Raw genomic sequence first — 13707 nt, 5'->3', positions numbered from 1 at the left:
AAAACGCTTGCTTTACAATAAATTTCATATAAAATTCAAATTGTGATTTCAATAAGGCACAATTTTATTATGAGAAAATTAATTGAATTTTACAGCGGCTCTCCCCAATTCCGTATTCAAGAAAGCACTGATATTCACGCCCCATACTATTGTTATTATGGGCAAGCAGAATTGGAAAATGATTTGATTGATATGGGGCAGGATTATCAAGGTAAGCGGGTACGAACCTTTGATAAACTCATCACTGTCCAAACGGACGATATTGTATTCAGTTTAATTTCTGGGCGAGCAAGCCAAGTGCGAGCCAGACATCAAGGTTATTTATTGACACAAAACTATGTAAAATTAATCCCTTCCTCTCCAATTAATGGCAAATATTTGATTTTTTTACTCAATGAAGATGCCAATATTCGCCGTCAATTACAAATGAATTTACAAGGTTCAAGTGTACAAAAATATACGCTCAAACAGCTTAAAGAACTAGAACTTCCCCCTTTACCCCCCTTAGAAAAACAGCAATTAATGGGCGAGATCTATTTTAAGCAATTACGGATTCAAGCCTTGCAACAGCGAGTCGCCAAATTACAAACCACCATCATACTTAATCAATTAAAAGGAGTAAAACAATGACAGAATTTGAATTTGAAACACAATTAATCAGTTACTTAAGCACAGGAAAAATCGCAACGAATAGCGTAGCAGAGCCGACTCCAAGCTATTTTTTAACAGAACAACTCTGGGAATATAAATCAGAAATCAAAACCACCGAGCAACTTTGGCAGAACTTTAAACAAATTCTAGAACGTTTAAATCAAAATATTCTTCATCACCCATTGAGTGTACATGAATTTGAACAAGTCAAAACGCAAATTTGCAATTTACGCACCCCTTACCAAGCTGGGCAATTTTTATACGGTTTAAATGGCATTTCACAGGTTGCAGTGGATTTAGAAGATGGTCGCCATGTATTTCTAACGGTATTCGATCAAAAACAAATTGGTGCAGGCGATACGGTTTATCAAATTGTTAATCAAATTGAACGCCCCGCAACGATAGCAGGTAAGCAAAACAGACGTTTTGACATTACCTTATTAATCAATGGCTTGCCAATTATTCAGATTGAAGCGAAAAAAGATACCGTTGATGTGAATGATGCACTTAACCAAATGCACCAATACGCGTTAGAAAATCAATATCGTGATATTTTTTCTACGGTACAAATTTTAGTGGCGGTTGCACCAAATAATGTGAAATATATGGCAAATACCACCGCCGATAAATTTAACAAAGATTTTGCCTTTAATTGGCAACGCAAAAACGATAATACCGTTGTTCGTCATTGGAAAGAGTTTGCGAATTCAATGCTGAGTATTCCTATGGCGCATCAAATGGCAACCAATTATATGATTTTGGACGGCACAAAAAACAAACAAATGCTCAAAGTGATGCGTCCTTATCAGGTTTATGCCACCCAAGCGGTATTAGATAAACTGAAACCTTGGGATTTTGAATTTAGCAATAAAAAGCTCGGCTATATTTGGCATACCACAGGTAGCGGTAAAACCATTACCAGTTTTAAAACCGCTTGGCTGGCAAGCCGTTTGCCAAACGTGGATAAAGTGGTGTTTGTGGTGGATCGCATTGCCCTAACCAAACAAACTTTTGAAAATTATCAAGCCTATGACCCCGATAATAATGAAGATAATTGGGGATCGGTACAAAATACTAACAATACTCGAGATTTACGCAAAAAACTCAAGGAAAAAAGCAACAATATTATTGTTACCAGTGTGCAAAAATTATTGAAATTGGTGAAATCCAAAGGATTTGTTGCCCCTGATAAACGCATTGTGTTTGTGGTGGACGAAGCCCACCGTTCTACCGCTGGTGAGGGCTTTGAACTTATTCAGGCAGCCTTTAAAAAATCCGTTTGGATAGGCTACACAGGTACGCCAATGTTTGACAACACCACCAAAGGATTACGCACTGAAGATATTTTTGGCGAGCTATTACACGCCTACACCATTCGAGAAGCCATTGCCGATCGCAATGTATTGGGCTTTAAAGTGGATTTTAAAAGCACCGTAGATATGCGCGCCTTGTTAAAGCAAGAACAGCCTGATTGGAACGATGAAAAAATTGAACAAGAGCTAGAAGCCATTCGCCAAGAGGAATTTGAGCAAGCGGATTTATTTGGCAAAAGCGAGGGCAATCGCAAAATCAGCAAAGGGGAAAAAATTGAACGCAGTTTACACCCTAATTTTTACGATGAAACCCCTGAACACGTAGAAAAAGTAGTGGAGGATATTTTTCAAAATTGGCGTAACCGTTCCAATGATGGCAAATATAACGCCTTATTAACCACTCACGTCAGCGGTGGCGGAGCAAGTACGCCTTTGGCTATGCGTTATTTTGATGAGTTTGTACGAGTCAATAAAGTGCGGTCGGAATTGGGAAAATTTACGTTAAAAGTCGCCATTACTTTTAGTTTAAATACCAGCAATAACAACAGTATGACCCAAAGCAACCAAGCCTTACATCGTGCCATCGATCATTATAATCAACAATTTAATACCAAATTTGGCTTAGACAGCGTTTCGGAATATACGCAAGATGTGATGAGTCGCTTAAATAAAACCTGTGTAGATAAAAACTACCTTGATTTAGTGATAGTGGTGGATCAACTATTGACAGGCTTTGATGCCCCTGAACTCAATACCCTTTATGTGGATCGTATTTTAAAAGGTGCAGGCTTAATTCAAGCCTATTCACGCACCAATCGTATCGCCGATATGCAAGAAAAACCCTTTGGACAAATTATCAATTACCGTTGGCCAGTACAAAACGAACGCTTGATGAATGAAGCCCTTGCCATTTATGCCAATAAAAATTCCGCTCATCTTTCCGATGAAGAGCGTAAACGCACTAACCAGAAAGACGGTATTTTGGCAAAACCTTTTAATGAAGTCTTAGCCGAAACCAAAAAGATTGTGGAAACCTTGGCAGAGTTAAGCAAAAACAGCGAGCAAGAGCCTTTTATGGAATTGCCAAAAAGTGAAAATCAAAAGGAAACGTTCTTAGAGGAACTGCGTCAATACAATATTCATATCGCTAAATTAAAACAATATAGCCCAGAGCAAATTGGGGAATATATTGAAGGCTTTGATTACGATAACCCTGATGCTTTGATTGAACAATTAGGCATGACAGAGGCGCAAGAAAGAAACTTGACGACAGTGTTAGCAGGAGAATTAAAGCAACATCTAGCCAAAATCAAACACATTCCCGTAGCCGAAATTGAGCTAAGAATGTCGCATGTGAAAGATGTCAGAGTCAATTACGATTACCTCACAGAACTGCTTGAGCAATTAATTAACCAAGTCCATCAACAACAAAGCGAACAAGTGGCACAAACCAAAGCTAATATTGAACAATTTGCCAACGGCTTAGAGGATTTAGCCTATGCACAAAAAATTCGCCAAGCTACCCAAGCCATTATTAACAAAGAATACCCAACTGAACCTTTTGAGGGCAACTATCGCTTAAAAGACGGCGAATTAAATCAAGTATTGGAGCAGGCAAGTACTATTACTCTTGATCGGCAATTACTCGATTTTCGCAATCATTGGGGCATTACTGATATTGTGAGTAGCGCTGGGTTACGCCAATTATTTGCTCATCATCAATATGGGCAGCAGGATTTGGACGACACCAAAGCAGTTACCAAGATAATTAATCAAGGGGTTGAACATTATCAAGTTTTAGCAACGGATAGCGAAGTCCAAGCCCTTAGTAAAATCAAATACCGCACTGCATTACGCAACGCTATTGGGCAATTAGCGGATAAACTCACCCAATATTAGGAGGCATCAATGGCAAAGCATAATGAAATCCAATTTTTACTCTATGGCGATGACAGCCCCATTGAAGTACTTGCCAAAGAAGAAACCATTTGGGCAACGCAAAAAGCCATTGCTCAGCTTTTTGATGTGGATAGAACTTCTATTTCAAGGCATCTTAAAAATATCTTTGACACCCAAGAGTTAGATGAAAAAGTGGTTGTTGCAGAAATTGCACATACCACTCAACACGGTGCAATGATCGGAAAAACTCAAACCAAAGCCGTAAAGTATTACAATCTTGATGCCATTATTTCTGTGGGCTATCGAGTGAATTCGCAAAAAGCCACCAAATTCCGTATTTGGGCGACCGATATTTTAAAAGAATACATTAAAAAAGGCTTTAAAATTGATGTTGAGCGAATGAAACAAGGCGAAAGGGTTTTCGGAAAGGATTATTTCCGTGAATTGGTGGAAACCGTTCGCAGTATCCGAGCCAGCGAACGACGAGTTTGGCAACAAATTACCGATATTTTTGCCGAAATTTCCTACGATTACGATAAAAATGCAGAAATTACACGCCAATTTTATGCCAGCGTACAAAATAAATTTCATTATGCCATTACAGGCAAAACCGCTGCTGAAATTGTGTATCAAAAAGCGGACAAAGATCAACCCAATATGGGCTTAACCAGTTGGAAAAATGCCCCTGACGGACGGGTTTTATCCTCAGATGTTACTGTAGCGAAAAATTATTTATCCACCGAGGAAATACGCCGACTGGAACGCAGTATTTCCGCCTATTTTGACTATGTGGAACGATTATTAGAGGAAGAAAATTTGCTTTCAATGCAAGATTTTGCAGAAAGTATTGATGCCTTTTTACAATTTAACCGCTACCAAATCTTATCCGATAAAGGCAAAATAAGCCAAAAAATGGCAAAACAAAAAGCCCTTGATGAATATCAGCAATTTAATAAAATTCAACCGATTAAATCCGATTTTGATCAATTAATTCACCAAACAAAGGAATTATCAAATGACTAATAATAATCAAAAAGTGCCTAAATTAAGATTTCCCGGTTTTAATGACGCTTGGGAACAGCGGAGGTTGGGGGAAGTGGCAGATATTATTGGAGGTGGTACTCCAAGTACAACAGTTGATGAATATTGGAATGGAAATATTAATTGGTATTCTCCACAAGAAATAGGAAGTAAAATCTATATATCAAATAGCCAAAAGAAAATAACTTTATTAGGATTGCAAAAAAGCTCTGCACGTTTATTGCCTGTAGGAACAATTCTTTTTACTTCTCGTGCAGGTATAGGAAATACAGCTATATTGGCTAAAGAAGGTTGCACCAATCAAGGTTTTCAATCTATAGTTCCTAATAAAACTCAACTTGATAGTTACTTTATTTTTTCTTTAACACCTCAGTTAAAACGTTATGGTGAAATAAATGGAGCGGGTTCTACATTTGCTGAAATATCAGGGAAACAAATGATGAAAATGCCAATATTTATTCCAACTCTACTCGAACAACAAAAAATCGGTCACTTTTTTAGCCAACTCGATCAGCTTATTACCCTTCATCAGCGTAAGTTAGAAAACGTCAAAAAACTGAAAAAAAGTTTACTCCAAAAGATGTTTCCTAAAAATGGTAGCCAATTTCCTGAAATTCGCTTCCCAGAATTCACTGACGCTTGGGAACAGCGGAGGTTGGGGGAGATAAGTATTAGAATACAAGGAAATGGGGGAATTACAGATTTACCTACCTTAACCATTTCTGCTTCTAAAGGCTGGCTAGATCAAAGAGATAGATTTTCTGGAAACATTGCAGGTAAAGAGCAAAAAAACTATACGTTACTCTCTAAAGGAGAATTATCTTATAACCATGGTAATTCAAAATTGGCAAAGTACGGTACAGTCTTTGTATTAAAGGACTATGAACAAGCCCTTGTTCCTCGTGTATACCATAGTTTTAAAATGAAAGATAAAAATAGTCCAATTTTTATTGAATACTTATTTGCAACAAAACTATTAGATAAAGAGCTAGTAAAGAAAATAACTTCAGGAGCAAGATCTGATGGGTTATTAAATATTACTTTTAGTGATTTTATGACTATTAATCTTTTAATACCTAATATCTTTGAACAACAAAAAATCGGCCACTTTTTCAGCCAACTCGATCAGCTAATTACCCTTCATCAGCGTAAGTTAGATAACCTGAAAAAACAGAAAAAATCCTTATTACAGCAAATGTTTGTTTAATACACGTACAATTTAAGTCAATAATTTTATTATTTCGGAGCATAAAATGAGTAAAGTAACCACAATCACTAATCAAATCTGGGCTATGGCAAATGAACTGCGTGGCAATATGGGGGCGGAAGAATATAAAAACTATATTCTCGGCTTTATTTTCTATCGCTATCTGTCCGAACACCAAGCCCAATATTTAATCCAGAACAATATTATTGAGGTTAAAGAGGGACAAAGCCTAACACAGGCTTATCAAAAAGCGGTTGAGCAAGATGGTTTAGAAGATTATTTGCAGGATATGGCTTCGGCATTAGGTTATGCCATTAATCCTGAACATATGTGGGATCAGTTGGTAGAAAAAATCCAGCAAAATAAAATTGCCCCAAGCGACTATCAAGCTATTTTTGATAGTTTTAACCAAAATACAGAAATTAATATTGAGGCAGCCAAGGATTTTAGAGGGGTATTTAATGATTTAAATCTAGGAGATTCACGCTTAGGCAATTCCATTAATGAACGCACCAAAGCCTTAAATAAAGTGGTGTTATTAGTGAACGATATTCAGTATAAAGATGAAAAAGGGCGGGATATTTTAGGCGAAATTTATGAAGAATTAATTGGTAAATTCGCCGCTAACGCAGGGAAAAAAGGCGGAGAGTTTTATACTCCCCATGCGGTTAGCCAAATTCTTGCTAAAATTGTTACCCTTGATATCGCCAAAGATAATCAAGTCTTTAGCGTTTATGACCCAACTTGTGGTTCAGGTTCATTATTATTGACTGTATCCGAGCAATTACCCGATGGTAAAAAGCAAGGGCGAATTAAATTCTACGGACAAGAGTTAAACACCACCACCTACAACTTAGCGCGTATGAATTTAATGATGCACGGCGTAAGTTTTTCTAATATGACTTTGTCAAATGCCAATACACTAGAATCCGACTGGCCCGATGGCGTTGATGCTCAGGGTATTGACCGCCCAAGAACCTTTAATGCAGTAGTGGCAAATCCGCCATATTCCGCTAACTGGGATAATAATGAAAGCAAACTGAAAGATCCAAGATTTAATGCCTATGGCAAACTTGCCCCTAAATCCAAAGCGGATTTTGCCTTTGTATTGCATGGCTTATACCATTTAAATAATGAAGGCACAATGGCGGTAGTATTACCACATGGCGTCTTATTCCGAGGGGCGGCAGAGGGGCATATTCGTCAAGTTTTAATTGAAAAAAATTATATTGATACTGTTATTGGTTTGCCTGCAAATTTATTTTTTGGAGCGGCTATCCCAACTTGTATCTTAGTATTGAAAAAAAATAAGACCAATAAAGATATTTTATTTATTGATGCCTCTAATGAATTTGAAAAGGGAAAAAATCAAAATTTCCTTTCAGAACAACATATTAATAAAATTATTCAAACCTACCAAGCTCGCCAAAATGTGGATAAATATGCGTATTTAGCCGATTTTGATGAAATAAAAGCGAACGATTTCAATCTCAATATCCCCCGTTATGTAGACACCTTTGAGGAAGAGGAGGAAATCGATCTTAATGAGGTTATGCGACAATTAGCACAAGATAATCAAGAAATCGCCCAATTAGAGCAAGAAATTAAAGCGCAATTAAAATTATTAGGGGTTGAAATAGAATAAAATACCTTGTTAATTTTTCAAGCCAAACTTTAATAGTTAAAAGCTATCATAAGTTTGGCTTTTTTATAGGTATTTAGTGGAATTTTTCCTTACGCTGATGAAGGGTAATAAGCTGATCGAGCTGGTTGAAAAATAAAATAATTTTTCTTTGTTCTTTACTTGATGGAACTTTAACTCTAATGTTTAAAAAGTCCAACTCATGTATACGCCACTGACCATAAACAACACCTTGACGACATTTAACCATTTTAGATATAAATTCTTTACGTAAAGCCATAATTCCAACAAATAAGCTTTCATACTCATTTTTAGAATAAAAAATACTATAAACAGGAGATATAACTGCTTTTCCAGTTTGATTAAATCCTATTGAACCTGTTTCTAGATTATTTGAACTGTATATAAAATCACCAAATTCAGTTTTCTTATATTTCTTTTGAGCATTTTTTACTAAGAAACTACGATCATAACGTTCACTTTTAGGTACTACACCAATATCTTGAACGAAAGACATTAAAGGATATTCAATATTTTCGGGAATCTGTTCATTACGTTCGTTAAGTATTTCCCCCAGCCTCCGCTGTTCCCAAGCGTTAGCTTTTTATTAACTTGTCTTATTTATAAATACTGACGCTTGGGAACAGCGGAGGTTGGGGGAAGTGGCAGATATTATTGGAGGTGGTACTCCAAGTACAACAGTTGATGAATATTGGAATGGAAATATTAATTGGTATTCTCCACAAGAAATAGGAAGTAAAATCTATATATCAAATAGCCAAAAGAAAATAACTTTATTAGGATTGCAAAAAAGCTCTGCACGTTTATTGCCTGTAGGAACAATTCTTTTTACTTCTCGTGCAGGTATAGGAAATACAGCTATATTGGCTAAAGAAGGTTGCACCAATCAAGGTTTTCAATCTATAGTTCCTAATAAAACTCAACTTGATAGTTACTTTATTTTTTCTTTAACACCTCAGTTAAAACGTTATGGTGAAATAAATGGAGCGGGTTCTACATTTGCTGAAATATCAGGGAAACAAATGATGAAAATGCCAATATTTATTCCAACTCTACTCGAACAACAAAAAATCGGTCACTTTTTTAGCCAACTCGATCAGCTTATTACCCTTCATCAGCGTAAGGAAAAATTCCGCTAGAATTATGCCAAAATCTTCAACCTATAATAGATTTAAACTATCAATCAAAAATAATTAAAAAATAAAGAAATAAATCCTTAAATAATGGTCAATCTAGGTAAATTACTCTAATCTAGTTTTGGGCATAGATATGCCTAAGGGTGCTTATAGGGTGTATTATCTTTAAGTATTTTTTTGATTTATCTGGAGAATGTTTTATGCAAACAAATATTCATACACAGGAATTATTTCATATTTATTATAAACGTTGGGTAAAAGTTTATAAGGAGGGAGCTATCCGTCCTGTTACAATGGCAAAATATTTAATGACCCATAATTGGTTAATTAAACTTGCTCCTAAAATCCGATTATGTGATTTGTCTCGCACAACCTATCAACAACTATTAAATGATTATGCTTTACAGCACGAACGCCAAACCACTATGGACTTTCATCATCAGCTTAAAGGGGCCATTTTAGATGCTGTTGATGAGGGGCTTATTACTCGAGATCCAACACGCAAAGCCATTATTAAGGGCAAAACACCAAAAGCAAAAAAGCCAAAATACCTTAATCAGTTTGAACTCCATACCCTACTTAGTCATTTAAAATTAGATCAACAACTTAATTGGGATTGGTTTATTATGTTGGTCGCCAAAACAGGTATAAGATTTTCAGAAGCCCTTGCATTAACTCCCAATGATTTTGATTTTTCTCGGCAAACTTTATCCATTAGTAAAACTTGGGATTACAAAGGCGATGGTGGATTTTTACCCACTAAAAATCGTTCTTCTGTGCGTAAAATTCAATTAGACTGGCAAACCATTATTCAATTTTCTCAACTTATCAAAGCATTGCCAGAAAATGCCCCTATTTTTGTAGGTAAACAGAAAATTTATAATTCAACGGTAAATGATGTACTCTTTCGCCATTGCAAACGAGCCAATTTACCCACTATTTCCTTACATGGTTTAAGGCATACTCACGCTTCTCTGTTATTATTTGCAGGGGTATCTATTGCCAGTGTAGCAAGGCGTTTAGGGCATTCAAGTATGACAACGACACAAAAGACCTATTTACACATCATTCAAGAATTAGAAAATCGTGATGTGGATTTAGTAATGCGATCATTGGCAGGATTAAGTTGATGAAAAAACCTGACAATGTAACGCATTATTGTCAGGTTTATATTTAGTATTACTTATTTTTTGCCAACTGCTCATGCAATTTATGGCGTTCTTTCATTTTATTGGAAATTTCTCGGCGTTGTTTAGAAAGCTCCGCATTACGAATCATATAATCATCAACGCGAGTTTCGTAATCATCATGCATATTAGAAATAATTGCGCGTACATCATCAATACTCATATCATCGGTAATGTATTGATTAAGATTATCTAGCAATAATACACGCTTTTGATTATCACGGATTTTGCGATCATTATCAGCAATATCCCTTTTTAATTTGTTTTTTAAACGGTACATACGCACATACTCTAAGACATCTTGAAAAGATTGTTTGTTTGGATTTTCCATAGTTGTTATCTCAAATTAAGTTAATACTTGGGTTAATGTAACTGGTTTTATTGCTTTCGTCAAAATTTTCCTATAAAGCTTCTTCTTATTGTATTTTATATTAGATTTTTTCTAATTTCGCTAAAGCGGCAATTAACCATTTTACCCCTTGATTTTGAAAGGCAATTTGTAAACGTGTGTTATTATCAGCCCCTTCTACATTAATAATCGTACCAAGACCAAATTTTTCATGTTTTACTTTCTGCCCCATTTTCCAAGGATTATCCTGATTTAAATCTGTAGAGCGAGCAATTTGATTTTCATTCACAGCATGAAAGGCTCGTGTAACTGTGCCACGCAAGCGAATTTCCTGAATACAATTTTGCGGTAATTCGCTAATAAAACGAGAAGGAATATGGCGTTCTTCCTGTCCATATTGACGGCGGCTTTCTGCATAACTAATGGTCAATTTTTGTTTCGCTCTGGTTATCCCCACATAGGCTAAACGGCGTTCTTCTTCCAAGCGTCCATTTTCCATTAAGGACATTTTGCTTGGAAAAATCCCCTCTTCAACACCGACCATAAACACACGAGGGAATTCTAATCCCTTGGCAGCGTGCAACGTCATCATTTCTACGCAAGACTGATAAGGATTGGCTTGCATTTCGCCTGCCTCTAAAGAAGCATGTGTTAAAAAGGCAGTAAGATCGGACATCTCTTCAGCCTCATCAGGTTTAATAAAACTTCTTGCTGCCGATACCAATTCTTGTAAATTTTCGATCCGCACTTCGCCTTTTTCGCCCTTTTCTTGTTGATACATATCATATAAACCAGAATGTTTAATAACAAAATCTGTTTGAGCAAATAACGGCATTTCTTCACTATCTTGTTGTAATGAATTAATTAATTCCACAAAACGTAATAATGCTGTCGCAGTGCGTGCAGGTAGTTTATTTTCTTGAATTGCTACTTGTGTTGCCTGCCAAAGCGTAATTTGGCGATCTCGTGTTAGATTACGCAAAATATCTAAGGTACGCTCGCCAATTCCACGAGCAGGCGTATTAATAATGCGTTCAAATGCCGCATCATCTTGACGATTGGCAATTAAACGTAAATAGGCAAGTGCGTCCTTAATTTCTTGCCGTTCAAAAAATCGCATTCCCCCATAGATTCGATAAGGAATATTGGCACGCAATAAGGCTTCTTCTAATACTCGAGATTGGCTATTACTACGGTACAAAATCGCACAATCCTCTAACTTTCCGCCGTCCTCTAGCCAAATTTTTATCTGTGAAGCCACAAATAATGCTTCATCAAGTTCATTAAATGCCGCATAAATCCCCACAGGATCGCCATCGCCTCCCTGCGTCCAAAGATTTTTACCTAAACGGTTTTGATTATTGGCGATTAATTGGTTAGCACTATTAAGAATATTATTGGTAGAACGATAATTTTGCTCTAAACGAATAGTGGTTACCTGAGGATAATCTCGCGAAAAACGTTGAATATTCTCAATTTTTGCCCCACGCCAGCCATAAATAGACTGATCATCATCACCAACAATCATTATCCGCCCGGTTTTACCCACTAATAAGCGAATCCAATCATACTGGATTTTGTTGGTATCTTGGAACTCATCGATTAAAATATGTTGAAAACGTTGCTGATAACGCTCAAGAATAAGCGGTTTTTTCTGCCATAATTCATAACTACGCAATAATAATTCGGCAAAATCAAGTAACCCTGCTCGATCACAAGCATCTTGATAAATCTGATAGATCCTCACCCATTCACGTTCTTTGGGATTTTCTTGCAAATTAATATGATGAGGACGCAATCCCTCATCTTTTTGGCTATTGATATACCACATCACTTGCTTAGGCGGAAACGCATTTTCATCAAGTTGATGAAGTTTAATTAAACGCTTGATCAAACGTAATTGATCTTCGCTATCCATAATTTGGAAATCCTGCGGTAACCCTACATCAAGATGATGAGAACGTAATAAACGATGAGCAATACTGTGAAAAGTCCCCACCCACATACCAAGTAAAGGCTGATCCGCAAGAGTAGCTTTAATACGATGCCTCATTTCATTGGCGGCTTTATTGGTAAAGGTTACCGCCATAATTTGGCTTTCAGGAATATTCTCAACCCCAATTAACCAAGCAATACGATGGGTCAACACCCTCGTTTTACCACTCCCCGCCCCCGCTAAGACCAAATAATTGCCTAACGGCGCTGCCACTGCTTCACGTTGTTTATCATTTAAACCATCAAGTAATTCTGCAAAATCCATACCATCTACCACTGTTTTTTTATACAGAGGAATTATAGCAAGATTTTCGCATTAGGGAATATTTTTCGACAAAATTGAGGAAAAGTGCGGTGCGTTTTTGTAAAATTTCCTTATGAATTATTAAGGTTTTAAAAATGATTAGAGATATTAATTATATTGAATTGAAACAAATTTAATGAGACTTTTATAGAAAGGATTGAATTTCATATTTTATCAAATTCAACCCTTCAATAAATATTTTACTTATTTTAAGTTCGTCTTGTATGTATTATAAATAAAACTTCTCAACAACTTTTAAGTTATCATCAAGTTTATAAACTAATGGTTGTCCTGTAGGAATTTCTAAATCCATAATATCTGCATCAGAAATACCTTCGATATGTTTTGCTAATGCACGCAATGAGTTACCATGTGCAGTAACTAATACACGTTTGCCAGATAATAATGCTGGTGCAATTTGATCTTCCCAGAATGGTAGTACACGTTCTAATGTTACTTTAAGATTTTCACCATCAGGGATAACATCTGCAGGTAAATGTGCATAACGGCGATCGTTATGGGCAGAATTAGGATCTTTTGGATCAAGTAATGGTGGTAATGTATCGTATGAACGACGCCAAATATGAACTTGTTCATCACCATATTTTTCTGCGGTGGCTTTTTTATCTAAACCTTGTAATTCGCCATAATGACGTTCATTTAAACGCCAGTTTTTCACTTGAGGAATCCAAAGTTGGTTAGATTCTTCCAATACGATATTACAAGTTTTAATCGCTCGTGTAAGCACTGAAGTAAAGGCGATATCAAATTCATAGCCTGCTTCTAATAATTTTTTACCTGCGGCTTTTGCTTCTTCAACACCACGTTCGGTTAAATTCACATCACGCCAGCCAGTAAATAGATTTTTAGCGTTCCATTCGCTAAAACCATGACGGATAAAAACTAATTCCATACTATTTCTCCTATGAGTTAAAAATAAAAAATCTGGGCTCTTTATAACA

General features: G+C 36.3%; 10 protein-coding genes and 1 pseudogene. 7 read left to right on the top strand and 4 right to left on the bottom strand.

The genetic code is table 11. From position 1 onward, the window contains the following. Positions 1-69: 69 nt before the first annotated feature. The 5 genes from EV694_RS05370 to EV694_RS05350 are packed head-to-tail and all read left to right on the top strand — an operon-like array spanning position 70 to position 7756. The gene (locus EV694_RS05370) at positions 70-630 is read left to right on the top strand and encodes a restriction endonuclease subunit S (protein ID WP_132690300.1); all 561 of its coding nucleotides are present in this window, start codon (positions 70-72) and stop codon (positions 628-630) included. After that, positions 627-3863: a type I restriction endonuclease subunit R gene (locus EV694_RS05365; protein ID WP_132690298.1), complete on the top strand. Its 3237-nt coding sequence runs from the start codon at positions 627-629 to the stop codon at positions 3861-3863. Before EV694_RS05370 ends, EV694_RS05365 begins: the two co-directional genes overlap by 4 nt. 9 nt (positions 3864-3872) lie before the next feature. Beyond that, complete coding sequence (gene rhuM, locus EV694_RS05360) at positions 3873-4886, top strand: RhuM family protein (protein WP_132690296.1); 1014 nt, start codon at positions 3873-3875, stop codon at positions 4884-4886. Then, the gene (locus EV694_RS05355) at positions 4879-6111 is read left to right on the top strand and encodes a restriction endonuclease subunit S (protein WP_132690294.1); all 1233 of its coding nucleotides are present in this window, start codon (positions 4879-4881) and stop codon (positions 6109-6111) included. Before rhuM ends, EV694_RS05355 begins: the two co-directional genes overlap by 8 nt. A gap of 46 nt (positions 6112-6157) precedes the next feature. Further along, positions 6158-7756, top strand: a complete 1599-nt coding sequence (locus EV694_RS05350) for a type I restriction-modification system subunit M (RefSeq protein ID WP_132690292.1) — start codon at positions 6158-6160, stop codon at positions 7754-7756. Positions 7757-7829: 73 nt separating this feature from the next. On the opposite strand, the pseudogene EV694_RS05345 reads toward EV694_RS05350, so the two are convergent. Then, a pseudogene (locus EV694_RS05345) lies at positions 7830-8333 on the bottom strand (restriction endonuclease subunit S); the annotation flags it as partial. A gap of 43 nt (positions 8334-8376) precedes the next feature. Between EV694_RS05345 and EV694_RS05340 the strand changes: the two are divergent. After that, positions 8377-8913, top strand: coding sequence for a restriction endonuclease subunit S (locus EV694_RS05340; protein WP_132690288.1), 537 nt, complete (start codon positions 8377-8379; stop codon positions 8911-8913). A 197-nt stretch (positions 8914-9110) separates the two neighbouring features. Then, positions 9111-10040 carry a site-specific integrase gene (locus EV694_RS05335; RefSeq protein WP_132690286.1) on the top strand — a complete coding sequence of 310 codons (930 nt, stop codon included), beginning with the start codon at positions 9111-9113 and terminating at the stop codon, positions 10038-10040. Positions 10041-10089: 49 nt separating this feature from the next. On the opposite strand, the gene EV694_RS05330 is transcribed toward EV694_RS05335, so the two are convergent. The 3 genes from EV694_RS05330 to EV694_RS05320 all read right to left on the bottom strand — a co-directional run bounded on the left by EV694_RS05330 (position 10090) and on the right by EV694_RS05320 (position 13658). After that, positions 10090-10428, bottom strand: a complete 339-nt coding sequence (locus EV694_RS05330; protein ID WP_132690284.1) for a DUF496 family protein — start codon at positions 10426-10428, stop codon at positions 10090-10092. Between the two features lie 100 nt (positions 10429-10528). Next, a complete protein-coding gene (uvrD, locus tag EV694_RS05325; RefSeq protein WP_132690282.1) occupies positions 10529-12706 on the bottom strand; it encodes a DNA helicase II in 2178 nt (725 codons plus the stop codon). A 268-nt stretch (positions 12707-12974) separates the two neighbouring features. Further along, positions 12975-13658 (bottom strand): 2,3-diphosphoglycerate-dependent phosphoglycerate mutase, encoded by a 684-nt coding sequence (locus EV694_RS05320; RefSeq protein ID WP_132690280.1) that lies wholly within the window; start codon positions 13656-13658, stop codon positions 12975-12977. Between the last annotated feature and the right edge of the window lie 49 nt (positions 13659-13707).

The sequence above is a fragment of the Volucribacter psittacicida genome (assembly GCF_004339025.1).
GTDB lineage: Bacteria > Pseudomonadota > Gammaproteobacteria > Enterobacterales > Pasteurellaceae > Volucribacter > Volucribacter psittacicida.
This window is presented reverse-complemented; position numbering and strand designations above follow the sequence as displayed.

Excerpts from the sequence above, each read along its gene's own strand:
- EV694_RS05370 (WP_132690300.1), top strand. The coding sequence starts at position 70 with ATGAGAAAATTAATTGAATTTTACAGCGGCTCTCCCCAATTCCGTATT.
- EV694_RS05365 (WP_132690298.1), top strand. The coding sequence starts at position 627 with ATGACAGAATTTGAATTTGAAACACAATTAATCAGTTACTTAAGCACA.
- rhuM (WP_132690296.1), top strand. The coding sequence starts at position 3,873 with ATGGCAAAGCATAATGAAATCCAATTTTTACTCTATGGCGATGACAGC.
- EV694_RS05355 (WP_132690294.1), top strand. The coding sequence starts at position 4,879 with ATGACTAATAATAATCAAAAAGTGCCTAAATTAAGATTTCCCGGTTTT.
- EV694_RS05350 (WP_132690292.1), top strand. The coding sequence starts at position 6,158 with ATGAGTAAAGTAACCACAATCACTAATCAAATCTGGGCTATGGCAAAT.
- EV694_RS05335 (WP_132690286.1), top strand. The coding sequence starts at position 9,111 with ATGCAAACAAATATTCATACACAGGAATTATTTCATATTTATTATAAA.
- EV694_RS05330 (WP_132690284.1), bottom strand. The coding sequence starts at position 10,428 with ATGGAAAATCCAAACAAACAATCTTTTCAAGATGTCTTAGAGTATGTG.
- uvrD (WP_132690282.1), bottom strand. The coding sequence starts at position 12,706 with ATGGATTTTGCAGAATTACTTGATGGTTTAAATGATAAACAACGTGAA.
- EV694_RS05320 (WP_132690280.1), bottom strand. The coding sequence starts at position 13,658 with ATGGAATTAGTTTTTATCCGTCATGGTTTTAGCGAATGGAACGCTAAA.